This window comes from Gardnerella sp. DNF00257, from assembly GCF_049262745.1.
GTDB classification, from domain to species: Bacteria; Actinomycetota; Actinomycetes; order Actinomycetales; family Bifidobacteriaceae; genus Bifidobacterium; species Bifidobacterium piotii.
Genome location: NZ_CP058403.1, coordinates 1,198,490 through 1,221,170 on the forward strand (window position 1 = coordinate 1,198,490; position 22,681 = coordinate 1,221,170).

Sequence of the window (22,681 nt, forward strand, 5' to 3'; positions counted from 1 at the left end):
GTTAATTAGGAGATTAATATGGTTGACTTTAGCAAATGGGCTTCGTTTACTTCGCAAAAAACTAATCGCTCGCTTGCTGGTTCGCGAGTGTTTATTGAAGATGTAATTGATGAGAATAACTGCGATAACATCAACAAGAATGCGCAAAAATTCTTGCAAAACGCACAATCTTGGGGAATAATTCCTGTAGATTCTAAGGAAGACGCTGATTTTTGCGTAAAAATATGCGCAAAAAACCTAGAAACCACTATAGACGCGCCTAATTTAAGTGGAAAAGATGCCATTGACTACGCGCAAAGCCACATGCCAGTAATGCGCACACTACTTAACAATTTACAAGAAAATGGTCTTAATTTAGAAGGCGTTAGAATAGCTGTTTGCCTTGTATTAGAGCCAAAAACAGCCGTTCTACTAAGAGAGTTACACGCACACGGCGCGATTGTTGGCGTTTTTTGCGGCCCAGACGAAACCGACCAGAGAGTAGCAGATCAACTTAAAAAAGAGGGCATTTTAGTACAAGCAAACCGCGATTGGTCGCCTGAGCAAACGCACGAAGGCGCTCTAAAACTTCTAGACGAGATACAGCCAGACATAATAATCGACGATGGCGCTAGTTTTGCGCGCCTAGCAAGCCTGGAACGCCCGCAAATCGCAGCAAATCTAATAGGCGTTGCAGAAGAAACAACAAGCGGAGTGCGCGCTTTTGAAGCAATGCAAAAAGCTGGACACTTGCACTACCCTGTAATCGCAGTAAATAATAGCGCTCTAAAAACCGATTTTGACAATCGTCATGGAACTGGAGAAACATGCGTTACAACAATGCAACAAATTCTTGGAAGTGAATGCTTTAACAATGCCAAAGTAACTGTTGTTGGATACGGACCAGTTGGACGCGGATTTGCCTTAAGAATACGCGCATTGGGCGCAAAAGTTACGATTTGCGACACAAATCCTGTTCAAGCTTTACGCGCAGTTTTCGACGGATTTGAAGCTAAAAATCTTGAATGCGCTGCTAATACAAGCAATATGATTGTTTCTGCGACTGGAGTTCGTCACACTATTACATTGCAACACATGCAAAATATGCAAGAAAACGCGATTTTGGCTGTTATTGGTGGAATTGCAAACGAGATTGCACTAGACGAAATCCCTGATTTTAAGCCAATTGTTGGAACCGCGCAAAGAAAAATCCAAGTTCCGTGCGGACCTCAAATTACGCTAATAAGCGAAGGAGACGGCACTAACTACACAACAGGCGGCGGAAATCCTATTGAGATTATGGACTTTAGTTTTGCTGTTCAAGTGAGCGCAGTTGCGTATTTGCTAGAGCACAATGGCAATAAAAATGGCGAAAATCGCCTTAATTCTGGAATCTACCAACTTCCAGAAAGCTCCGATAAGCAAATAGCAAGAATCGCACTAGCAAAACGCAGATATAGCGCAAGCGAAGCCAACAAAAACAATGGCTACAAGTGGGATTTAACACGATTCGCAGAAGAAGAAAACATTTAGCATAAATCAATTAACCAAAACATAATAAATCTAAGCAATAATAGAATAAATAAAGCAAAAAGTAGTACAACGTAATTCCTTAAGGAACACAATGCTTACAGACCCAATACGCAAACTTGCACATCCAACACCACTTAGAGAAGTCACACTATACAGTGCATCAATGGTTATTCCAGTAACGGGACCAATAATCCCCGAAGGTGCAGTCGCAGTGTCTAACGGGCACGTTGTGCACGTTGGAACGCGTCAATGGGTGCTTAATATTCTAAAAGACGATATGCCAAGTGATTCTTATATGCAAATGTTTAGAAACGAGAAGCATTGGCAAGGTCTTATGACGCCAGGTCTTATCAATGCGCATACGCACTTGCAATACACAAACATGGCAAGCGTAGGGCAGGGAGAATATAGAAATTTCCACGATTGGGAGCAAGGATTTAACGTTGTTTACGACAAGTTGCAAGAAGATAAACAAAAAAATCCATCGCTAACAACTTGGAAGACTTCTGCATACGAAGGCGCAAGAATGATGGTGGAGGCAGGCACAACAGCAGCTGCCGACATTGTAACCGATATTGAAGCGGTTGGAGCGCTTGCAAGCCAGGGAATGCACGGAATTGCCTATTGGGAGGTAATGGGCTGGAAAAACGTTGACTGGAAGGAAGAAGGCTACGCTAAGCTGCTAGAAATGCTTGAGCATATGATGAAAAACGGCAGCATACCGAGTATAGGTATTAGCCCGCATGCGCCTTATAGTCTAGAAACAGAGCCGTTTGTGGATTTGCCAGACATTGCGCGCCAGCTAAACATGCGCTTGCACATACACTTAGCGGAAACACCAATGGAAGCTGGAAATCACGCAGATACGCTAACTACTTATTCTGCACCAGATTGGAATAGCAATGTTTGGGAAAGCTATAGCGAACTTAAATCGCACGGAATGACAGCTTCTGCAATTCAATTTTTGGATCAGCTTGGGTCTTTGGGGCCAGACGTTCATATTGCGCACGGCGTTTGGGCGGATGGCGAAGACCGCAGGATTTTACGCCAGCGCGGAGTTGGAGTGGCACTTTGCCCAAGATCCAATCGCATTACTGTTACAGAGCGAGACGCGCCGATTCGCGATTACATGGAAGAAGGAAACTTACTTGCGATTGGTACAGATTCACTATCTTCTTCCCCATCTTTAGACGTTTTAGACGACGCTGCAAAAGTCTACGACTTAGCAACGGCACAGGGCTATAGAAAAGATGATTTAACGCATCGAATTATTCGCATGCTTACTTTAGGCGGCGCAAGCGTTATGGGCTTGCACGTAGGACCGCACAGAATTGGCCAAATTAATGCTGGAGCCACGGCCGACCTTGCATTCTTTAACATTCCAACAGACACAAGCTCGCCACAAGGAGTTGAAGAGACTTTGCATAATTTTGTTCGTCACGGCGCAGGTAGTGCAAAAGCAACAGTAATATCTGGAAATCTTGTGTACAATAATGGCGCTTTTGCGCAATAAGTCTTGACTAATAAGTCTCGCAAAATAAATCAGAAAATATCAGGAGATATTATGAGCATTAAATTAGAAGATATGAGCGATTACGCAAAAAATCTTGTTAAAGAATTGCACTTAGAAGCCCACCCAGAAGGCGGATGGTACGCTCGCGATTGGCAAGCATCTCAACTGTATAGCGCAAATAACAACGAAAACGCGAGCGCAAACTTAAGTGATACTAAAGTTGACGAAAACTCTAGTTCAAACGCTCCAAGGCCACTAGCATCGCTTATTTACTTTCTTTTACCAGCTGGCGATTCAAGCGCGTGGCATAAAGTTGACGCAGACGAGATTTGGCTTTGGCATGGGCCAGCAAATCTTACGATTGAGCTTGGCGGTTGTGGCGTAAATCCTTGCGCGGAGGCGGATTTGCAACGTTTTACGCTTGGAAACACTAAAGAACACAACGGCTTATCTACGCGCGGTCACCTTGTGATTCCTGCTGGAACATGGCAGCGAACCGTTCCTAGCAACGCAGACGTTCTAGTGTCTTGCGTTGTAAGCCCTGGTTTTACTTTTAGCGGATTTAATTTAGCGCCTAAAAACGAGTAAGCTATTTAACAAGCGCGTTCAAAACGCTCAAAGTCAAACTTGCAGCGCGATTTGCAGCAAGAACTAAATCGTCTTTATGCGCATCAAGCGATTCATAGGATTCTCCGCAACGATTACTCATTGCGCGAATCGCAAGGAATGGCACGCCATTTTTAGCTGCAATATGCGCCACTGCAGCGCCTTCCATCTCTTCGCAATCGCCAAAAACCTCTTCGCGAACTGCGTCTAGAATCTTTGGGTCTGTGTTAAATTGGTCGCTTGTTGCTATGTTTCCGCAAACGTATGCAACGCCATTTTCGCTCTTATTAGACGCGCTTTGCTTAAATCCCGCGGAAGAATCGCAAGCAGCCGAAGATGATTCTTGCAAAGACTTTTCAAGCCTAAAGCCTAATAACTTCGCTTGATTTGCCGCTAAATCGCATAATTTTGAATCCGATTCAAAAACGTCCTTATACGGAGAGCACTCGGCAATAATTTGCGTATTTGTTTCTAAATAGTGAAGATTCTTGCCTATAACAATGTCTCCAACATTAAGACGCGGATTTAATGCGCCTGCAATTCCGCTAAAAATCAACACTTGTGGCTTAGCTTCGATTATAAGAGCCTGAGCTGCAGCTGCAGCGGCGCACTTTCCCATTCCAGCAATGCATATTGTAAGAATCGCGCTATTTTCGTTGTTGTTAGAGGCGATTTTACCTTGAATAAAAGTAACACCGTAATCTTGCCAAGACTTATATTCGCCACTAAACGCTTGCAAAATAGGTTGGGCCTCTTTTTGAAGTGCCACTATAATCGCAAGTTTTGAAAGATTGCTAAAATCGCCAGAATTACCGATTGAAAATTCCTTTTGCATAGTCTCCCCTAAAATAAGTTCGATAAGTCTAATCTAATAAAATCTAACAAAATCAAATATAGTCAGATACAGTTAAATACAATCAAATGTTTATGATTCTAAAATCGTAAAGACACGCCGCAACACACAACACGCCGCAACACACCGATTGTAACCGTTACTTAACATTTACAAAATTGAACATAAGTAGAGCAAATTTACGCCATTAAATCAACAAAATATAGCACGTTATAAACAATCGCGATAACAATTCTGTAACAATTAAGCATTAAATACGCCTATCGTCTTATAAACTATCAAATGTACGGCCGCAAAACCTACTTAAATCGCTTAAAAAACGAATAAGCGAAAAATTTTAAGGTTTTAGCAAAAACAAGGAGAAAAAATGGCTATTTTCGTACATAACAACTTGCACACTAACCGCGTAGCAATCGCAGCTACAAAAATCGCTGCAGCAGCATTAGCAGTGGCTGCAATGGTTAGCACAGCGGCATGCGGAAGCCAAAACGCACAAGATCCAAACCAAAAGACGATCACTCCAGGCGTTTTGACAATCGGCACAGCTCAGCCAACTTACACACCTTGGATGTACGATAACAAGCCAGAAAACGGCAAAGGATACGAATCCGCAGTAGCATACGCTGTTGCAAAGAAACTTGGCTACGGCAAAGACAAGGTTAAGTGGGTTCGCACAACCTTCGACTCCGCAGTAACTCCAGGCCCAAAGGACTTTGACTTTAACCTTCAACAGTTCTCTATTACCGAAGAACGCAAGAAGGCAGTAGACTTTTCGCCAAGCTACTACAACGCAACTCAAGGCGTTGTTGTTAAAAAAGACAGCAAGTTTGCTAACGCAAAGACTTTAGCAGATCTTAAAACCGCGCAGATTGGCGCAATGGTTGGAACAACAAGCTACAGCTTTGCTAAAGACAAGATTAAGAGCGATATTCAAACCTTTAACGATAACGACGCTTTGGTTCAGGCTCTTGACTCTAAGCAAATTGACGCACTTGTTATAGATACTCCATCTTCTGTAAATATTGTACGCAGCAAGCAGGTTAAAGATGGCGTTGTTCTTGGACAGATTGCAGGATCGGAAGATAAGGAAGGAACTGGCCTTGTTCTTCCAAAAGGATCTAAGCTTACTGCAGACGTTACTAAGGCTGTGAATGCTCTAGAAAAAGATGGCACTTTGAAGAAGCTTCAAGAAAAGTGGCTTGCAGAGTACACAACTGATGTGCCAGTTCTTAAGTAAATTGATCTAAATTAAATCAAACAAAATAGATTAAAAATAGATCAAAATAAATAAAAATCGTACCAACGTCATTACCAATACGCATTATTGTAAGCAATTTGTAACCCAATCGTCACATAAAAGTGCTTACAATAGTGCGTATCATTCATTATGTCGAAAGGCTCAGGCTACCGCCAATGACAGTACTTAACGGCAGTACAACAGATTCTGCAAGCAACGAATCAAATAAGTTACTCACTAATGCGTCGTCACTATCTAGCGCTAATACGGCATTAGATGAAGGAACGTGCGCTTTAAGCAATATCGAGCTTGAGCGCAGAGCAATACGCAAAAAACAGAATCTTAAATCTGTTTTAACAAGCATAATAAGCACTTTAGTATTGCTTGGCGTGTGCATTGCGGCGCTTGCAATGAGCCCTGGTTGGCCAAGAGTGCGCGAAACGTTCTTTTCTGGCAAATACTTTATGCTATCTTTGCCATCTGTTTTGCAAGGATTAATGCTTAACTTGCAAGTGCTTGTATTTGCTGTAATCGGAGTTGCAATACTTGGAACTTTAATCGCAGTTATTCGCACAAGCGTAAGCCCAATGCTTTTTCCGTTGCGAGCTATAGCGCAATTCTACACAACCATTATGCGCGGCATACCAATGCTTGTTGTGCTTTACTTAATCGGCTTTGGCATACCAGGCTTGCAGCTTTTTGGACGCATTCCACCAGCAATACTCGGCACAATCGCCATTGTTATGAGCTACTCCGCATACGTTGGAGAGGTATTGCGCGCAGGATTTGAAGACGTGCATCCGTCAATGCGAGCATCTGCAAGGTCTCTTGGCTTAACATCTGGTCAAACTGTGCGATTAGTGGTAATTCCTCTTGGCTTAAGAAAAGTGGCTCCTGCTTTAATGAACGACTTTATATCAATGCAAAAAGACGCAGGGCTTATATCTGTTTTGGGCGCTGTAGACGCAGTTCGAGCAGCTCAAATATCTGTTGCAACTTCTTATAACTTCACTCCGTACGTTGTAGCAAGCGTTGTATTTATAGCGCTGAGCATTCCGTTTATTGTTCTAAACGATTGGTATACAGCAAGACTTCGCAAGCGCGAGCTAAACGGAGGAACTGTGTGATGAATAACGTAACAAATCAAAAGGTAAATCAACAAATGAGTGATTACACGAACACAAGCAACCAAACGGATTCAAGCAACCAAACGGATTCAACTCCAGTTTTGCGCTTAAGTAATATTAGAAAATCGTATAACTCAACACCTGTTCTTAAGGGTATTTCTTTTGATATTGCGCCTCACGAAGTGGTGGCTCTTTTAGGGCCTTCTGGAAGCGGCAAATCTACTCTTATGAAGTGCATTAATTTGCTTGAGAGAGTAGACGACGGCCAAGTTTGGCTTGGAAACACAGATATTACAGATCCACGCATAAACCAAGATCAAATTAGATCTCAAATCGGAGTTGTGTTCCAGCAATTCAATCTTTTTACGCATATGAGTGTTTTAGATAACGTGACTCTTGCTGCGCGAAAAGTTCATCATTGGAGCAAAGATCGCGCAGAAAGCCGCGCAATGGAGCTTCTATCTAGGATTAAGCTAGAAAATAAAGCAAAGTCCTACCCAGATCAGCTTTCGGGCGGCCAGCAGCAACGAGTGGCGATTGCTCGCGCGCTTATGACAAGCCCACAACTCCTGCTTTTAGACGAGATTACTTCCGCGCTAGACCCAATGCTTGTTGGCGAAGTTCTAGACATGGTTGCGGAGCTAAAGCAGCAAGGAACAACCATTTTAATGGCCACTCACGAGATGCATTTTGCGCACGAAGCTGCCGATAGAGTGGTTTTGCTTAGAAACGGCGTTGTTGCAGAAAACGGCACGCCGTACGAAGTTATGGACGCTTGCAGTGACCCAGAAACGCAAAACTTCTTTAAATCATTCCGCCACTAGCGCGCGCGTTTGCTCAACGTCTTTGCTAATAGCGTCCTTAAGCTGCTCTTGCGAGTCAAATGCTTGTTGAGGGCGCAAGAAGCGTGCAAACTCAATGCAAACCCTATGCCCGTACAAGTCTTGAATCTTATCTGTTAACGCATATGCTTCAACAGTTCGATTAGACGATTGCTCTTCTAGAGTATCGTCGTAAGCATCCGCGCGATTTGATGAGTTTGCTGCGTCATCTTCAAAAGTAGGATTAGTGCCAACTGAAATTGCAGCAGCCCAACGCCAAGGAGAATGCAATCCAAGATGAAGCTCATCTTTACGCAAAACACCTACGCTAGGAATGTTTCTGCTAGAAGAAGCGCCATTTTGCTCGTCTGCATCTAAATCAATAATCCAGCCAGCATACACGCCATCAACAGGAATATATCCGTCAATTCGCTCACCAAGATTTACAGTTGGGAAGCCAATTTGATGACCGCGACCAGCTCCGTGAATAACAGTGCCTTCTACTCTATGAGGTTGGCCAAGAATATCTCCAGCATCTCGAACCCTGCCATTTGCAAGCATCCATCGCACATTTGTAGAGCTCCAAGCACGAACCTTTTTATTCGGCATGCCCTTGCTCCAAGCACGATATTCCGCCTTATTCATGCCACTTGCAGGATCTTTTGGCTCTCCGCCTTCTAAAGGAACCTCTGGAACAATCGGGTCTGGAACGCGAACGTCTCCTGGCCCAAAATCATCTACAACAACAAGATTAAAAACGCCTGTAGCTTGCGCAAGCTCTTTAATAGCATGAACGTTTCCAGCTCTTTTAGCGCCCAAAGCTGCATCCGACCCCAAAACAAGCGCGCGCATACCTAGCTTACCAACCAGCTGCCCAAGGAAGAATCTGTACGATTTTGCCGCAAAAGCAAGGCTATATCGAACTATAATAACGTGATCAACGTCTAACTGCTGTAAAACTCTAAGCCGCTGGCGAACGCTTGTTAGCGCTTGCGAATCTACTGGAATTTGCGCGTCATCGCCAAAATCGTCGAATAAATCTGGATTTTCGTGCACAACGCTTGGACGAGGGTCAAACATTATAACAACCGAGAACGCGTTGTTTTTGCGCGCAATCTCCACTGTTCGCTCAATAACTTTACGATGCCCAAGATGCATTCCGTCGAATACACCTATTGTAACAACTGACTTACGTTGAGCGCTCAACGTTGGCCAACTAATCATACCGTTGGCATCTGGTCGAATGTCTATGACCTTCATCATATCCTTACTGTTCGCAAGAGCCGCAAATATTGGTATCGCTTTATTTTAGACGCCACTTTGCCGCAACCCCATTTTCACACTAACATCTATTTTACCAGCAAACTAGCTTTGTACAAATACTACAATTGGTTTAGCTTCTATTTGATTTGTATTTTTTTCGATTTTTTCGTTTGTTGTTGTAATTTTGGCTTGAGATATAGAAACCGTTCTGCTTAAATCTGCGGTTGCTTGACGCTTTTGTGCGGTCTGCAAAACAGCAACAACGTCGTTTTGCTCATCTTTTGCGGCTTTTACGTATGCAATAGCGTTCTTTGTAGCGTCTTTTGCACTAATAGCAGAAATCGTGATTTTTCTGCCAAATCGCAAGTCTTTAGCTTGATTTTCACTTACTTCTACTGTTTGCATCGTTAATTTTGCAGATTCAAACATGCTTAGCAAGCGTTGATTAAGAGTGTTTTCTAGAGGCGACGAGGCTGGCAAAGCAGATGGCGAATCGCCAGCAGCTTGCGATTCGCATGAACCTTGTGAATAGTATGAATCGTCTAAAACAGCCTTCGCGCGAGTTTGAGTCACTCCATTTTTGTTTGTAAATGTGCGAATAACACTTTTAAGCTTAAGTACGCGACTATCTTCTATAGAAAAATCGCCAATACGCGTTCTTCTAAGGCTCACTAAGTGGCCTCCAACTCCAAGAACACGACCCAAATCGCGAGCTAGAGCGCGAATATACGTACCACTAGAGCAAGAAACGCTTGCGCGCACATCAATAACCTTTGCACCGCTTACGCCCACACTAAAATGCGCATCCAGCAAAGAAAAATCATAAATAAAAACTTCTCTAGGCTCTAAATGAACATCTTTACCTTCACGCGCTAAGTCGTAAGCGCGAACGCCGTTTACTTTTATAGCAGAAAAAGATGTTGGCGTTTGCATAATCGAGCCAGTAAAATTCTTTGCTATTACAACGCGCAATTCTTTAAGAATTTCATCAATATTTGCAAAGTTTATAATGCCATTTTCATCATCCGCGCTTGAAACAACATCACCATCTGCGTCGTCCGTATTAGTTGACTCGCCAAGACGAATCACAGCTTCGTACGTTTTATTGTGACCGAGCAAATAGTTAAGCAAGCGCGTGGCGTTACCAAAGCCAAGAATCAGCAAACCTGTTGCCATTGGGTCTAAAGTGCCAGCATGCCCCACTCGTTTAGTGTGCAACAGGCCGCGCGCAAAAGATACAACATCGTGACTGGTAACGCCTTTTGGCTTATCTACTAGCAAAATGCCAGAAGATGGCATCTTGCTAGAAGATTGCATTTGAAAATTACTCATTTCCCTCTATAAAGTCGTCTTCAAAGTCGTCGCCATCAAGGTCATTATCAAAGTCGCCGTCAAATTCCTCATCTTCACGCGGCTTTTTGTACGGATCGGCTTCTCCAGCGTATTGAGCTGTTTCTCGAGCTTTAGCCAGCTCCTCGTCACGCTTACGCGCAGCAACCAAAATGTCTTCAATCTCGTGAGCTTCGCTAGGAACTTCATCGTAAACAAATTGGATTTGAGGCGTTAATCGCAAGCCTGCTTTAGCTCCAACTAAAGTGCGCAAACGCCCCTTAGCCTGCTGCAAAGCCTGGTTTGCGCGCATACGCTCGCCCTGCTCTTTTCCAGCAGTACCAAGCTGAGTCCAATACACTTTAGCTATTTGCAAATCGTTAGTAACTCTCACTTCTGTAATCGTTACGTTAGCAAGTCGCTTATCATGCAAATGCGATTCCATATTGGACGCAATCACTCTGTGAATCAAAGCCGCAATTCGCGCGGCTCTAGGGTTTGTTCCAGCCATATTACTTGCGCTCAATCTGCTTCATTTCAAAGGTTTCGATTACGTCGCCAAGCTCAATGTCGTTAAAGCTGCCAAGGTTAATGCCTGCCTCGTAGCCTTCGCTAACGGATTGCACATCATCCTTAAACCTACGCAAAGTGGAGATTTCAAGATCGTTAACAGTAGCAACGCCGTTTCGCAAGATACGGCACTTGGTTCCGCGCTTAACTTCGCCATCTTGAACCATAACGCCAGCAATATTGCCAAACTTGGACGAGCGGAAGATTTCGCGAATCTCGGAATGAGATGTAACAACCTCTTCAAACTCTGGCTTAAGCATACCCTTCAAAGCAGCTTCAATATCTTCGATTGCCTTGTAAATAACCGAGTAGTACTTAACTTCCACGCCTTCGCGATCTGCCAAGTCTGCAACCTGGCGATTTGGACGCACGTTAAAGCCAATAATAACGGCCTTATCAACTGTTGCAAGGTTCACATCGTTTTGAGTAATTGCACCAACGCCGCGGTGAATAACCTGAATTCCAACTTCGTCGGAAACCTCAATCTTCATTAAGGAGTCTTCCAAAGCTTCAACTGAACCAGAAGAATCACCCTTAATAACAATGTTGAGCATATCCACTTCGGACTTAGCAAACTGTTCCTTAAGGCTTTCAAGAGACACAACCTTACGACGCTTTGCAAGCTGAGCCGCGCGTTCTGTAGCCTGGCGCTTTTCGGCAATTTGACGAGCAGAACGATCGTCGGAAGTAACCAAGAACAAGTCGCCTGCAGTTGGAACAGAAGTCAAGCCAAGCACCTGAACTGGCGTAGAAGGACCTGCCTCTTGCAAGTGATTGCCATTTTCGTCGAGCATTGCGCGAACGCGACCATAAGACGTGCCTGCAACAATGGAATCTCCGACTTTAAGCGTACCTTGCTGAACAAGAACAGTTGCAACAGCACCGCGACCCTTATCCAAACGAGCTTCAACAGTTGCACCGCGAGCATCCATGTTTGGATTTGCTTTAGGATCAAGCTCCGCATCTGTAGTCAAAAGAACAGCCTCAAGAAGCTTATCTACGTTGGTTCCCTGCTTTGCAGAGATATTCACAAACATTGTGTCGCCGCCGTATTCTTCTGGCACAAGACCGTACTCTGTAAGCTGACCGCGCACCTTATCTGGGTTTGCTCCAGCAACATCAATCTTGTTTACTGCAACAACAATAGGCACGTGAGCAGCCTGTGCGTGGTTGATTGCTTCAACAGTTTGAGGCATAACGCCGTCGTCTGCTGCAACAACAAGAATTGCAACGTCTGTAAGCTCCGCACCACGAGCACGCATAGCTGTAAACGCTTCGTGGCCTGGAGTATCCAAGAACGTAATCTTGCGCTTGTCGCCGTCTAAAGTAACTGTAACCTGGTAAGCGCCGATTCGCTGCGTAATACCGCCAGCTTCTCGAGCTACAACATTCGACTTACGAATTGTATCGAGCAAGCGAGTTTTACCGTGATCAACGTGGCCCATAACAGTAACAACTGGAGGGCGAGTTACAAGATTATCGTCTTCTTGAAGCTCTTCTTCGTCTAAGTCAATATCGAACTGCTGAAGAAGCTCTTTATCTTCCTCTTCTGCAGAAACAAGGCTAATATTCCAGCCGATTTCTTCGCCAAGAATTTGGAATGTTGTTTCATCCAAAGACTGAGTAGCTGTAGCCATTTCTCCAAGATGGAACAAAACAGTTACCAAAGCTGCTGGATTTACATCAATCTTTTCTGCCAAATCAGAAAGCGTTGCTCCCTGACGAAGGCGAATCGTAGCGCCATTACCCGAAGGAATACGCACGCCACCAATAACTGGTGCTTTAAGCTCTTCGTATTCCCTGCGCTTTGCAAGACGATTCTTGCGAGCCTTAGAGGACTTTCCACCTTGGCGACCAAACGCACCTGCGGCTCCTGCGCGTCCGCGACCGCCCCTAGATGGGCCTGCGTTTGGAGCACCTGCAGCCGCTGCTTGGAAGCTTGCAGCTTGATTTGCGTTAAAGCGCGACTCTGCCGATGGGCGCGATCCTGCCCCACCATTGCCGCCGCCTGAACGATGCGAACCTTGCCATTGGGAACGATTTGCTCCGTTTCCACCATTGCCATTGCCGCCGCCTTGACGGTTTCCGCCGCGACCACCGCGTCCGCGACCACCACCGTTGCCGCCGTTGCCATTGCCAGATCCTGGCTTTGAGCCACGAGCGTTCTCTGCAGCTGCGCCTGGACGCGACATTGGGTGTGGGCGTGGAATGTCTCCAGGTGTAGGCGCGCGCATACCCTGCTTTCGACTAAACGGATTGTTTCCTGGACGAGGAGCGGCTCCCGAGCCAGAGCCTTGGTGTGGTCTAGGGCGTGGAGGCATTTGCGCAGAACGCTCTTGCTTAGCAGATTTAGATTCTGCACCACTGCGCTTTTCTGCGTTGCGCTTTGAATCGCCAGACCTAGAAGCATTATTAGGCTTTGCGTTTCCAGCCGAAGGCTTAGGAGTTGCACTGCTAGCAGCATGCGCGTTAGAAGTCTTAGATTCGTGATTTTCATGCACTTTTTGCGCAGAATTCTGCTTTGCAAAAGACTTTTGTTCTGGCTTTTGATTAGCCTTCTTTTCTGCATTTTGACCATGCGATTCTGGCTTGTTACTAGGCGCAGAATCCGCAGATTTATTAGATGCATGATCAACATTCTTAGACGCAGAAGGCTTCGATTCGCTCTTTGCAGCAGAATCCGCAGGCACAAATTCCGTCTTTAGACGACGCACTACAGGAGCTTCAACGGTTGAAGATGCGGACTTTACGAATTCGCCCATGCTCTTCAAACGTTCCAATACGGTTTTACTATCTACGCCAAATTCTTTGGCCAGTTCGTATACGCGCTTTTTTACCACTCAGTGTTCTCCTCAGTCTGTGGCAGCGTAAAACGAACGCAGCCACTTTATATTGTTATAAGATTCTTACTCTTATGCTTTTTATTTAGATATCTCATAATGCGATATCTCATCGTGTAACCATGATTTCAACCATGATTTTGTACCTCGTTCCCTAGGCAAAAAGCTGTTAATAAGCCCAGATTGCAGCTTTCAGCTTACTCGAAACGTTGGATTCTCGGGAGTGTCGCAAGTTTGCTAAATGCTAGCAAAATCTTATTCCGCCGAATTAGAATCAGCGTTCATTGCTTCTTGCTTTTTAGCATGCTCTTCCGCAGACTCAATTCCAATCTTCCAACCAGTCAACTTTGCTGCAAGTCGCGCGTTCTGTCCCTCCTTGCCAATGGCAAGCGAAAGCTGAGAATCGTGAATAAAAGCAACAGCAGTCTGACTTTTCTCACTAACAACATGAACTTCAGTTACTACTGCTGGAGACAACGCAGCGGAAACAAACTGTGCTGGATCTTGCGACCAATCAACAATATCGATTTTTTCTTGACCAAGATTTTCCAATACAGCACGAACGCGCGAACCACCAGGACCAATCAAAGCACCCTTTGGATTAACGCCATCTGTGTTAGCGCGAACAGCAATCTTAGTGCGAGCGCCAGCTTCGCGAGCAATTGCCATAATCGAAACAGCTCCCGAAACAAGTTCTGGAACTTCTCGCTCAAAAAGTCTGCGAACAAGATCTGGGTGAGACCTAGAAACAACTATTTCTGGTCCGCGCAATCCGCGAGCAACGTTTACAACATAAACGCGAATACGCTCGCCGTGACGATACCTTTCGCCAGGAACTTGCTCTCTTCTAGGCAAAATGGCTTCAACGTCTCCAACAGCAACGTGAATATTAGAAGGATCTTTAGAATCCTGCTGCACAATGCCGTTAATAAGCTTTCCTTTTTGACCAGAAAAAGCTCCAAATACGCGGTCATCTTCCACTTTGCGGAAAAGTTGAGTAATAACTTGGCGAGCTGTTGCTGCAGCAAGACGCCCAAAATCTCTAGGTGTATCGTCATACTCCTCGCCCAAAGTAAATGCTGGGTGAGGATTATCTTCTGTAGGAACACCCGGAATCTCATCTCGTGCCCATACAGTAAAGCAGCCAGCACGCTCATCTAGCTCAACTCGAGCATGCCTTGCTGGGTGGGAAGTCTTCATGTATGCAAGACGCAAAGCCTCGGCGAGTGCCTCGTCCAGCTCATCGGCATTAATCCCCTGCTGAGCCGCAAGCTGATGCATTCCCGCCAAATCCAATTCCATCGTGCACGTCCTCCTGTGATTCATTTATAAATTTTCACTTATAAAATTAACTTATTCTTCTTTTATACGTTTTACGCATAACAAAACGCTAAAATCTAATTTTAACAAGTACGTAAAGCGCAAAATCTTATGACTATGATTAAAAATGTTAAGCATAAAATGTTAGACACAAGGCAAGCCAACATTGGTCACAGTCACGGACTATTTTAGTAGATTATGCAGACACGTTTTGTTTTGTCCTAAAGCCTTGCAAGGCGTGCAAAATATTATCAAACGCGTAGCAAAAGGTGTTCTAATGCGCAAAAAAAAGTTTGTTCTAGTATTTGCATCACTTATTGCTGTATTAATGGCTTTTAGCGCTTGCTCGGGATCAAGGCAATTTAATAACGTTAATAACACTGCGGTTCGTTCATCTAAAAGCAATAATGAGTGCTACCAGGTTCTACAAAGCGCAAAGCACAATCAAAAAATCGTAGATAAACAAGAAGCAAACGTAACTAGAAACAACTTGCAAAATGCTGCGGATTCTTGGAAAAACGTTGCAATACAATGCAACGCACGATTTGCTCAAGGCGTTGTTTTTAGCGCGCAAAACACTTGGAAATTGGCCAACTTAAGTCAAGGTAACGAAAGCGGAGCGGCAAACGCCTCTAAAATCGCAAATCAAATGGAATCAAGCGTTTACAAAAAATTGTATGACTTTGCAAATAGCACTAGTAACTTGTATTGGAATCACGACCCACTTGCAAAAGCGGCATTAGAACAAGACAAACTAGCTTTTATGTTACAAACTTTAGCTGCAAAAGATGTTGATAATGTTTCGTTAAGACAAAGCGATATTACAGCTACGATTGCTAACACGCTTATGCACTTTGCTTCAAGCGGAAGCGACTTGCGACAAAAAGTATACGAAATACCGCAAAAGAATCTGGATTCTGGCGTTGCAAAAGACGAAGCGAGCGCAAAAGACTTGCCAATAGTTGCAATAGCGTATATGGATTGCGCGCGCGGAGAACTAGACGCGCTAAATCAAGCCATTTTCCCTACAAACAAAGACGGCAGCGTAAATCATAGCGCACTTTCTAGCAGAACAAATCAAGAGTTTATTGAGATTCTTGCAAACATTACTATTTCGCATATTATGAGCGCGTACGCGTATGGATACCCTAGCGATTCTTCCGCGATTTATGCGCTTTGACTGAGCTTGAAATTGCATAGCGCGTTTCAAGCTCCTTCAAAGCGCTGAGCCACTCAAGGCAGAAGCACTGCTTCTGCGTGGCGAAGACGTTCGCGCGCTTAGACCGCGCGAACGTAGAAACACCCAGCCCTCTAGCAACACCAAATAGGAAATAGGAAATATCACTCGCGTAAGTAAAAAGGGTTTCTAGCGATTTGCTAGAAACCCTGCTTGCGGATGAAGCGAGATTTGAACTCGCGGAGGGTGTAGCCCTCACACGCTTTCGAGGCGTGCTCCTTAGACCGCTCGGACATTCATCCTTTGCGCTAATCGCAAATACGCAAAACGCAAATGCAAAAAGAAACGCAACTTTTCAATTGTAAAACAACCCTAGAATATACAAGCGCATGGCGCGTTGAACTCACCCAAGCTCCTCGATAGTGCGCTTAGCACGAATCGCGTTTGCTCGCGCACCAAGCTCCTCATCTTTAGGGTATTCAACATATTCCAAAGTCAAACCATTTGCTGCAATCGGCCCAGTAGAGCCTTCTCGAATCGGATTTTCAATCTTATTTTTGAACCAATCAACAGAACGCTTTGCACACCCAACTTGCACGCACGCTCCAACAAGCGAACGAACCATGTTATGCGCAAACGCATCTGCAACAATAGTAAACTCAAGCAAACCGTTCTCAATGCAAGGAATTTTTCCAGTTGATTTAGATAAACAGCTCCCCACGCAAACGCGATTCCAAACAGCCTTTTTAACGCAGCGAATCGTAGTTCCACCAGGATTTGGCCGCGCAAAAGAGCCAAAATCATGTAAACCAACAATCAAAGACGCCGCCTGATTCATGGCATCAACGTTTAAGTCGTAGTCAAGTTGCAACACAAAGCCACGCATGCGCGGATCCAAATTCGCGCGATTTGCAGCATCACTAATCCTATACACGTATGTGCGATCCAACGCAGAAAAACGCGCGTCAAAACCGCTTGGCGCAATGCTTACGCTGTGAATCGAAATGTCTTTAGGCAAAACGCCACAAAGCCTATATTCCAAGGCTTTTACTGGCGTAAGATTTGTGTGACCGACGCAATTTTGCAAAATGGATTCCGAAACGTCTAAATGGCAAACTTGGTAAGATGCGTGAACGCCCGTATCTGTGCGGCCAGCAACGCTAAGGCGCAAAGGTTCGCTAGCATCGCTTTTATTCACGCGCAAAACCTTGTGCAATGCGTCTTCTAAAACACCTTGAACGGTGCGCAAAGTAGGCTGCTTTGCCCAACCATAAAAATCGCCGCCATCATACGCTAAATCCAAACGAAGACGCATTCAAAACCTTTCCAAACAGATTTACAGACAGACTTACAAACAGACTTCCACTAGTTTTTCTTATCTGAACCGCCAGCGAGCGCAAAAGCACTCATAACGCTACGAATCAACTCATATGTCTTTGAATCCATATGCATTGCAATCTTCAATAATGTAGGAACAACCTCCGACCAATGCGAAGACATCTCGTCGAAAGTCGAGTACCCTAAACTACTAAACATGCTGTAAACACTATCAATTCTGCGTTTTCGCTCTTCAAATGGCAAATTCATCATCCACTCGTTTGCAGCCTTAGAAACGGCCAGAGCGCGCGGAGTTACACAATCGCAGTAGTCAAAATCACCATCTTTAACTTGCCAATACATGCCAAAATGTTGCATTAATCCAATTGAATCGGCAGCTGTAACCTTATACGGCACTCCCGTATCCATAATCAATCCAATAAAAGCAGATTGCGGAACAACTTTTTCGATTCTGGAAACAACGCGAGAAAAAACCTTTGGATCAACAACATCCGAGCCAAAACTAGGGCCGTCCATTGAATAGATTTTACTAATATGATTTCCAAGGCTTCGATCTTGCGCGTCTAATCGCATTGCCGCGTATGCAGCCATATTCCCGCCTTTTGAATGGCCCACAACAAATATTTTAGGATTATCACTTAAATCGCAATCATTGCTATTTTCTAGATTGCTCTTATCTAAATCACTATTCTTAAAATCACTCTTCTTATTAAACAAATTCGCAAAATAATCACCAACACTGCTAAAAATCCCACGAATACCGCCACTTTTGCAAGAATATTTACACGCGCGCCTAGATATAGAGAGCAAATACTCCGCCGACGACTCCTGCGCTGGCACTGGGCAGCGAAATGCCATGTTAAAGTCTTCCTTCCAGCCAACAAGCGTATTGTCTGTTCCCCTAAAAGCAACAACAAAGCAGCTAGACCCAATGCAATCTGTTAAATCAAAAGTAACAGCCGCAAATTGCTGTTCGCAAGAGTCATCAATATTCGACTCATCAAAACGTTCAAGAACCTCACCAACACGCATACCCCTATAACGCGGGCTAGACTCAACAGCCAAAAGTAGATTCTTGCGAAACTCATCTACCTTAGTAGAACCAGAGCTAAACATTGAATAAAAATCCTCGCCGCGAAGCAATTCGCTTAAAGGAACGGTTGCTAGTGCGTTAGAATCGTCATTATACTTTGGAATCGATTCAGGCATGCAAATATACGCCAACTCGCATAAAATAAGCGAATCTACGGCGTTGAATTTTCGCTCTTTAAAATTAGTAAAATCGTTATTCAGTAAATCGAGAATATTTGGCATAGTTCAATAATAATTGATACCAGATATAGAAAAGATATGTCAGATATATAAAAACGGGCTGGAGATATCTCCAACCCGTTTAATAAACCTTTATACTTGCGATTAATCGCAAAAGATTTACTTACCGATGCATCAAGATGCTAATCTCAACTACTCGGCTGCTTCTTCTTTAGCAGCAACCTTAGTAGCGGACTCAGCTTCCTTAACAACAGCCTTCTTTGGGCTTACTGGCTCAACAACAAGCTCGATAATAGCCTGTGGAGCAGTATCACCACGACGAGGGGCCATCTTAACGATGCGAGTATAGCCACCTTCACGCTGCTTCATCTGCTCAGCAATCTGAGTGAAAAGCATGTGAACAACGGACTTATTGCGAATTACGCGCAACACGCGGCGGCGCGAATGCAAATCGCCACGCTTAGCGAATGTTACCAAACGCTCAGCAAGTGGACGAAGACGCTTTGCCTTTGGCAAAGTAGTCACAATACGACCGTGCTGGAAGAGGCTTGTAGCCATATTGGCCAGCATCAGGCGCTCATGCGCTGGGCTAGAAGCCAGACGAGGCCCTTGTTTCGGTGTAGGCATTATTACTCCTTATTGCCGCGGAATTCAGGTGGGCAAAAACCCGAACATCCAAAAACCGCGACGATTTACGGTGGTTGTTTACTCGTCTTCTGGCGAGAAGAATGTGCCACCTTCGAGATTATTGGCGTCAAAGCCAAGCGGTGAAGGCTTAAGAGACAATCCCATGGATTGCAACTTTTCTTTAACCTCATCGATGGATTTCATGCCGAAATTACGAATATCGAGCAAATCCTGCTCAGTGTGAACTACCAGCTCACCAACTGTGTGGATTCCTTCACGCTTCAAGCAGTTGTAGCTGCGCTGCGTTAGGTTCAAATCCTCAATTGGAGTGGCCATTTGGGAATCAGCTTCCGCCATGACTGGAGCTGGACCAACTTCAACACCTTCAGCATCGACGTTAAGCTCACGGCAAAGACCGAAAAGCTCAACCAAAGTCGAACCTGCGGACGCAACTGCGTCGCGTGGTGTAATAGCTGGCTTAGTTTCCACATCCAGGATGAGCTTATCGAAGTCCGTGCGCTGTTCCACGCGGGTAGCTTCGACCTTATAGCTCACCTTCAAAACTGGCGAGTAGATCGAATCCACTGGAATGCGACCGATTTCGCTGTTTTCCTGCTTATTCATTTGAGCAGGCACGTAGCCACGACCACGCTCCACAGTGAACTCAATTTCGAGCTCGCCATCTTCAGCAAGTGTAGCGATATGCATCTGTGGGTTGGCAATAGTGACGCCAGCAGGAGGAGTAATATCTCCAGCTGTTGCCTCACCCTTGCCGCTCTTGCGTAGATACATCACTACTGGCTCGTCATACTCACTTGTAAGTACGATGCCCTTGATGTTCAGCAGGATTTCAGTGACATCCTCTTCAACACCTGGCAGAGTCGTGAACTCGTGTAAAGCACCAGAGATGCGTACCGAAGTAACGGCCGCACCTGGAATGGAGCTCAACAAGGTACGACGCAGCGAATTGCCGAGCGTGTATCCGAAACCTGGTTCCAACGGCTCAATAGTAAAGCGAGAACGCTGGGGATTCAGTGATTCCTCGGTAAGTGTTGGACGCTGTGCGATAAGCACTTTTGTATCCTTTCAGCTTCTGGTCGGTGGTGCACTCGCCGCCCATAAGCGGGTTGGATGGATGGATTCGTAAGAGTGCTCAGACGCGGCGACGCTTTGGTGGGCGAACGCCGTTATGCGCTTGTGGGGTGACGTCGGTAATAGAACCGACCTCAAGACCCGCGGACTGAAGGGAACGGATAGCGGTTTCGCGACCGGAACCTGGACCCTTAACAAACACGTCGACCTTTTTAAGGCCATGTTCCATTGCCTTACGAGCAGCAGACTCAGCGGCCATACCTGCAGCGTAAGGAGTCGACTTACGGGAACCCTTAAAGCCGACATCGCCACCAGAAGCCCAAGAGAGGACTGCACCCGATGGATCGGTGATGGAAATAATCGTGTTATTGAATGTTGATTTAATATGCGCCTGCCCAACCGGTACCGACTTGCGGTCCCGGCGACGCGGCTTGCGCGAGGCTTGCTTTGCAGCTGCCATTGACCCTCGTTTCCTATGACGAATTAGTTGGTATGTCTAGGCGATGAGAATTAACTCGTGGCCTAGAGCCGACCACCGACTATCGGGTGGCCTTCTTCTTCCCGGCGACAGTACGCTTTGGACCCTTACGAGTACGAGCATTAGTCTTAGTACGCTGACCACGCACAGGAAGACCCTTGCGATGACGCTGGCCTTGATAGCAGTTGATCTGAATCTTACGACGGATGTCAGCGTCGATTTCACGACGCAAATCGCCTTCAATCTTATAGTTGGCCTCAAGATAATCACGCAAAGTGATTAACTGTTCATCCGTAAGATCCTTGACGCGGGTATCCGGATTAACACCGGTCGCGGCAAGCGTTTCCTTAGCGCGAGTGCGACCTACACCAAAAATATAGGTGAGGGCAATCTCAATGCGCTTCTCATTGGGAATATCTACTCCGGCAAGACGTGCCATTGTAATTCCTTTACTATTACGCAGGTCGTGCACCAAGTCTCCCGCAATAATATCGATTATTTACGGCCTGGGCCTGCGCACCCAGGGTTCAGCTTAAGCTGCGACTTAGCGCCTTATTCCTTTATATTCGCGGTGGAGATCCACTCAGCCCTGACGCTGCTTATGACGTGGGTTGATGCAAATCACCATGACGCGACCGTGACGGCGGATCACGCGGCAGTTTTCGCAGATCCTCTTCACGCTAGGGCTGACCTTCATGGTTTTCCTTTGCTTGTACCTTTACTTATAACGGTACGTAATACGTCCGCGGTTCAAATCGTAAGGACTCATCTCCAGCACAACACGATCTTGCGGAAGAATGCGAATGTAATTCTTACGCATTTTTCCCGAAATCGTCGCTAGTACGATGTGCTCGTTCTCAAGCTGAACGCGAAACATCGCGTTAGGCAGTGCTTCTACTACCGTGCCTTCGACTTCAATCACACCGTCTTTTGCCATGAGCCTCGTTCCGTTCCTTGGATATACTACTTTGCGCATCCGAAGACACGCCAATCTTCTATGATACAGTAAATGCGCCCAATACAACACTCGGCGTGTCGCAAGGGCGCATTATTAATATGAGAAAATCTAAATCTTAAATAAATCTCATACCAAGGATTCAACTATGCGATTGTTGATTTCGGCAATATCTCCAACGCCATCAACTTCAACAAGTTGACCACGGCTTTCGTAAATATCCAGCAAAGGAGCTGTTTCCTTCTCGTAAGTTTCCAAACGCTTAGCAATAACTTCTGGAGTATCGTCGGAACGACCCTGCTCTACAGCACGCTTTTGCATACGTTCAAGCAAAACCTCACGCTCTGCTTCGAGAGCAACAACATGATCTAGTGGAGTACCAAGCTCTTCCAACATGCGATCAAGCGCCTGAACTTGAGAAGCGTTGCGAGGGTAGCCATCTAGAATCCAGCCATTCTTTGCATCATCTTGAGCAAGACGATCTTTAACAATGCTATTTGTTAATTCATCTGGAACAAGCTCTCCCTTATCGAGATAACCTTGAACCTTCTTGCCAAGCTCCGTTTTATTCTTTAAGTTGTAACGGAAAATATCGCCAGTAGAAATAGCAGGAATATTGTAATGCTCTGCAAGCAAAGCGGCTTGAGTGCCTTTACCTACTCCTTGCGGACCCATAATTAACAATCGCATATTAATCTCCTAGTTTTATGCCAATGCAAATCCAATACAAATATTAAACAAAACCTATCTG

22 protein-coding genes and 1 tRNA gene are annotated in these 22,681 nt (G+C 45.2%); 7 read left to right on the forward strand and 16 right to left on the reverse strand.

The genetic code is table 11. The features are described from left to right. The first annotated feature begins 18 nt into the window (after positions 1–18). The 3 genes from HXT23_RS04600 to HXT23_RS04610 all read left to right on the forward strand — a co-directional run bounded on the left by HXT23_RS04600 (position 19) and on the right by HXT23_RS04610 (position 3,613). Positions 19–1,512, forward strand: a complete 1,494-nt coding sequence (locus HXT23_RS04600; RefSeq protein ID WP_422112761.1) for an adenosylhomocysteinase — start codon at positions 19–21, stop codon at positions 1,510–1,512. A gap of 91 nt (positions 1,513–1,603) precedes the next feature. Continuing rightward, positions 1,604–3,025 (forward strand): amidohydrolase family protein, encoded by a 1,422-nt coding sequence (locus tag HXT23_RS04605; protein ID WP_016635470.1) that lies wholly within the window; start codon positions 1,604–1,606, stop codon positions 3,023–3,025. 51 nt (positions 3,026–3,076) lie between these two features. Then, a complete protein-coding gene (locus HXT23_RS04610; RefSeq protein ID WP_018642959.1) occupies positions 3,077–3,613 on the forward strand; it encodes a cupin domain-containing protein in 537 nt (178 codons plus the stop codon). Position 3,614: 1 nt separating this feature from the next. Here the strand turns inward: HXT23_RS04610 and HXT23_RS04615 are convergent, their stop codons facing one another. Continuing rightward, positions 3,615–4,466: a nucleosidase gene (locus tag HXT23_RS04615; RefSeq protein WP_422112762.1), complete on the reverse strand. Its 852-nt coding sequence runs from the start codon at positions 4,464–4,466 to the stop codon at positions 3,615–3,617. 385 nt (positions 4,467–4,851) lie between these two features. Between HXT23_RS04615 and HXT23_RS04620 the strand changes: the two genes are divergently transcribed. From HXT23_RS04620 to HXT23_RS04630, 3 genes are all read left to right on the forward strand, one after another. Continuing rightward, entirely contained in the window at positions 4,852–5,721 is an 870-nt protein-coding gene (locus HXT23_RS04620) for an ABC transporter substrate-binding protein (RefSeq protein ID WP_020759301.1), read from the forward strand. Positions 5,722–5,897: 176 nt separating this feature from the next. Beyond that, positions 5,898–6,848, forward strand: a complete 951-nt coding sequence (locus HXT23_RS04625; RefSeq protein ID WP_004131717.1) for an amino acid ABC transporter permease — start codon at positions 5,898–5,900, stop codon at positions 6,846–6,848. After that, a complete protein-coding gene (locus tag HXT23_RS04630) occupies positions 6,848–7,672 on the forward strand; it encodes an amino acid ABC transporter ATP-binding protein (RefSeq protein WP_016796786.1) in 825 nt (274 codons plus the stop codon). Before HXT23_RS04625 ends, HXT23_RS04630 begins: the two co-directional genes overlap by 1 nt. Here HXT23_RS04630 and ribF read toward each other — a convergent pair. From ribF to nusA, 5 genes are all read right to left on the reverse strand, one after another. After that, positions 7,658–8,929, reverse strand: a complete 1,272-nt coding sequence (gene ribF / locus HXT23_RS04635; RefSeq protein WP_422113084.1) for a bifunctional riboflavin kinase/FMN adenylyltransferase — start codon at positions 8,927–8,929, stop codon at positions 7,658–7,660. The two genes, HXT23_RS04630 and ribF, sit on opposite strands and share 15 nt — an antisense overlap. A 105-nt stretch (positions 8,930–9,034) precedes the next feature. After that, positions 9,035–10,264, reverse strand: a complete 1,230-nt coding sequence (truB, locus tag HXT23_RS04640) for a tRNA pseudouridine(55) synthase TruB (RefSeq protein WP_422112763.1) — start codon at positions 10,262–10,264, stop codon at positions 9,035–9,037. Further along, positions 10,257–10,772, reverse strand: a complete 516-nt coding sequence (rbfA, locus tag HXT23_RS04645) for a 30S ribosome-binding factor RbfA (protein WP_016805645.1) — start codon at positions 10,770–10,772, stop codon at positions 10,257–10,259. The genes truB and rbfA overlap by 8 nt, the downstream gene beginning before the upstream one ends. 1 nt (position 10,773) lies before the next feature. Further along, positions 10,774–13,671 (reverse strand): translation initiation factor IF-2, encoded by a 2,898-nt coding sequence (infB, locus tag HXT23_RS04650; RefSeq protein WP_422112764.1) that lies wholly within the window; start codon positions 13,669–13,671, stop codon positions 10,774–10,776. A gap of 255 nt (positions 13,672–13,926) precedes the next feature. Continuing rightward, positions 13,927–14,973, reverse strand: a complete 1,047-nt coding sequence (nusA, locus tag HXT23_RS04655) for a transcription termination factor NusA (RefSeq protein WP_004131711.1) — start codon at positions 14,971–14,973, stop codon at positions 13,927–13,929. A 256-nt stretch (positions 14,974–15,229) separates the two neighbouring features. Between nusA and HXT23_RS04660 the strand changes: the two genes are divergently transcribed. Continuing rightward, the gene (locus tag HXT23_RS04660) at positions 15,230–16,171 is read left to right on the forward strand and encodes a hypothetical protein (RefSeq protein WP_020757194.1); all 942 of its coding nucleotides are present in this window, start codon (positions 15,230–15,232) and stop codon (positions 16,169–16,171) included. A gap of 213 nt (positions 16,172–16,384) precedes the next feature. Here HXT23_RS04660 and HXT23_RS04665 read toward each other — a convergent pair. From HXT23_RS04665 to HXT23_RS04710, 10 genes are all read right to left on the reverse strand, one after another. Then, positions 16,385–16,470, reverse strand: a tRNA-Ser gene (locus HXT23_RS04665). 101 nt (positions 16,471–16,571) lie between these two features. After that, positions 16,572–17,483, reverse strand: a complete 912-nt coding sequence (gene truA, locus HXT23_RS04670; protein WP_020757193.1) for a tRNA pseudouridine(38-40) synthase TruA — start codon at positions 17,481–17,483, stop codon at positions 16,572–16,574. Positions 17,484–17,533: 50 nt separating this feature from the next. Beyond that, on the reverse strand, positions 17,534–18,820 hold the full coding sequence (locus HXT23_RS04675; protein WP_020757192.1) for an Mbeg1-like protein: 1,287 nt from the start codon (positions 18,818–18,820) through the stop codon (positions 17,534–17,536). A 150-nt stretch (positions 18,821–18,970) separates the two neighbouring features. Next, a complete protein-coding gene (rplQ, locus tag HXT23_RS04680) occupies positions 18,971–19,405 on the reverse strand; it encodes a 50S ribosomal protein L17 (RefSeq protein WP_004131707.1) in 435 nt (144 codons plus the stop codon). A gap of 78 nt (positions 19,406–19,483) precedes the next feature. After that, on the reverse strand, positions 19,484–20,479 hold the full coding sequence (locus HXT23_RS04685) for a DNA-directed RNA polymerase subunit alpha (RefSeq protein ID WP_004131706.1): 996 nt from the start codon (positions 20,477–20,479) through the stop codon (positions 19,484–19,486). Between the two features lie 79 nt (positions 20,480–20,558). Further along, positions 20,559–20,957, reverse strand: a complete 399-nt coding sequence (gene rpsK / locus HXT23_RS04690) for a 30S ribosomal protein S11 (RefSeq protein ID WP_004105468.1) — start codon at positions 20,955–20,957, stop codon at positions 20,559–20,561. A gap of 79 nt (positions 20,958–21,036) precedes the next feature. After that, complete coding sequence (gene rpsM / locus HXT23_RS04695) at positions 21,037–21,414, reverse strand: 30S ribosomal protein S13 (protein WP_004105472.1); 378 nt, start codon at positions 21,412–21,414, stop codon at positions 21,037–21,039. A gap of 144 nt (positions 21,415–21,558) precedes the next feature. Next, entirely contained in the window at positions 21,559–21,672 is a 114-nt protein-coding gene (gene rpmJ / locus HXT23_RS04700; RefSeq protein WP_003842636.1) for a 50S ribosomal protein L36, read from the reverse strand. A gap of 21 nt (positions 21,673–21,693) precedes the next feature. Continuing rightward, on the reverse strand, positions 21,694–21,912 hold the full coding sequence (gene infA / locus HXT23_RS04705) for a translation initiation factor IF-1 (protein WP_004105485.1): 219 nt from the start codon (positions 21,910–21,912) through the stop codon (positions 21,694–21,696). Between the two features lie 147 nt (positions 21,913–22,059). Beyond that, positions 22,060–22,620: an adenylate kinase gene (locus HXT23_RS04710; protein WP_004131705.1), complete on the reverse strand. Its 561-nt coding sequence runs from the start codon at positions 22,618–22,620 to the stop codon at positions 22,060–22,062. Positions 22,621–22,681 lie beyond the last annotated feature (61 nt).

Bases quoted from the DNA above. Each gene is read 5' to 3' on its own strand.
- HXT23_RS04675 (WP_020757192.1), bottom strand. From the start codon at position 18,820: ATGCCAAATATTCTCGATTTACTGAATAACGATTTTACTAATTTTAAA.
- infA (WP_004105485.1), bottom strand. From the start codon at position 21,912: ATGGCAAAAGACGGTGTGATTGAAGTCGAAGGCACGGTAGTAGAAGCA.
- HXT23_RS04620 (WP_020759301.1), top strand. From the start codon at position 4,852: ATGGCTATTTTCGTACATAACAACTTGCACACTAACCGCGTAGCAATC.
- rplQ (WP_004131707.1), bottom strand. From the start codon at position 19,405: ATGCCTACACCGAAACAAGGGCCTCGTCTGGCTTCTAGCCCAGCGCAT.
- rbfA (WP_016805645.1), bottom strand. From the start codon at position 10,772: ATGGCTGGAACAAACCCTAGAGCCGCGCGAATTGCGGCTTTGATTCAC.
- HXT23_RS04630 (WP_016796786.1), top strand. From the start codon at position 6,848: ATGAATAACGTAACAAATCAAAAGGTAAATCAACAAATGAGTGATTAC.
- nusA (WP_004131711.1), bottom strand. From the start codon at position 14,973: ATGGAATTGGATTTGGCGGGAATGCATCAGCTTGCGGCTCAGCAGGGG.
- HXT23_RS04710 (WP_004131705.1), bottom strand. From the start codon at position 22,620: ATGCGATTGTTAATTATGGGTCCGCAAGGAGTAGGTAAAGGCACTCAA.
- HXT23_RS04605 (WP_016635470.1), top strand. From the start codon at position 1,604: ATGCTTACAGACCCAATACGCAAACTTGCACATCCAACACCACTTAGA.
- HXT23_RS04600 (WP_422112761.1), top strand. From the start codon at position 19: ATGGTTGACTTTAGCAAATGGGCTTCGTTTACTTCGCAAAAAACTAAT.
- HXT23_RS04625 (WP_004131717.1), top strand. From the start codon at position 5,898: ATGACAGTACTTAACGGCAGTACAACAGATTCTGCAAGCAACGAATCA.
- rpsM (WP_004105472.1), bottom strand. From the start codon at position 21,414: ATGGCACGTCTTGCCGGAGTAGATATTCCCAATGAGAAGCGCATTGAG.
- truA (WP_020757193.1), bottom strand. From the start codon at position 17,483: ATGCGTCTTCGTTTGGATTTAGCGTATGATGGCGGCGATTTTTATGGT.
- rpsK (WP_004105468.1), bottom strand. From the start codon at position 20,957: ATGGCAGCTGCAAAGCAAGCCTCGCGCAAGCCGCGTCGCCGGGACCGC.
- HXT23_RS04615 (WP_422112762.1), bottom strand. From the start codon at position 4,466: ATGCAAAAGGAATTTTCAATCGGTAATTCTGGCGATTTTAGCAATCTT.
- ribF (WP_422113084.1), bottom strand. From the start codon at position 8,929: ATGAAGGTCATAGACATTCGACCAGATGCCAACGGTATGATTAGTTGG.
- truB (WP_422112763.1), bottom strand. From the start codon at position 10,264: ATGAGTAATTTTCAAATGCAATCTTCTAGCAAGATGCCATCTTCTGGC.
- HXT23_RS04610 (WP_018642959.1), top strand. From the start codon at position 3,077: ATGAGCATTAAATTAGAAGATATGAGCGATTACGCAAAAAATCTTGTT.
- rpmJ (WP_003842636.1), bottom strand. From the start codon at position 21,672: ATGAAGGTCAGCCCTAGCGTGAAGAGGATCTGCGAAAACTGCCGCGTG.